Annotated in this window: 1 pseudogene; it reads right to left on the reverse strand. The window is 39.1% G+C overall.

Going from position 1 to position 731, the window contains the following annotated elements:
• Positions 1-122: 122 nt before the first annotated feature.
• A pseudogene (locus tag PVV66_RS09655) lies at positions 123-731 on the reverse strand (hypothetical protein); the annotation flags it as partial.

The raw sequence follows: 731 nt of genomic DNA on the forward strand, positions 1-731 counted from the left end.
AAGAAGAATGCTGTTGTGGTTGGCCTTTAAATAAATCAATGACGCTTTTAACCGCATCATTTTGAAATTCTTGTTGTTTAAATTTAAGTTTCATATCGCCGCCCCAATCGTCTCTCTATAGTTTAAATTTTATCAAAACTTACTTCATTGTCTTTAAAGATAAAGTCGCAATTAATAAGCGCTTCATCACTTTTAAAGGCCGCATCAAGCGCTACGATTTTTACGGGAAAATACTTTATCATCTCTTCCGCATCTTCGGGTTCAAAGGGCGAGTCTATGGCTATAATCACCAAGACATCGCCTTCGCTCTCACCTATGTAATAGAATTTTTTGCCATTGATGGGTAAAGGATAAATTTTTAAATCCAGTGGCCAACCATATTTAAGTATGATCTCAAAGATAATATCTTGATGAGAGCGCTCGGGATTTACCCCCTGCAAAATATGATCAAAGCGCATTTTCAATTGTTCTTTAACATCAAGTGTATTCGGATCAATCGGGCTATCGTCCCATAGGGGAAAGTTTGAACTATCGAGTTCTAGCACGCGAAATCCGATGTCTAGAGGCTGCTCGCTTGTGCATTCTGCTTCATGCTTTTGCTTGATTTGTGCACCAGCACGGCGAATACGTTCGCTACCTATATCGCAGATAGTTTTATAACCAGCCTTATAAGCTTCGCTCTTTTCATCACATAATTCAGGCAATTGCACCATGATGAATTTGCGATTGCC

Source organism: Bartonella sp. AU16XJBT, assembly GCF_028618665.1.
Taxonomy (GTDB): domain Bacteria; phylum Pseudomonadota; class Alphaproteobacteria; order Rhizobiales; family Rhizobiaceae; genus Bartonella.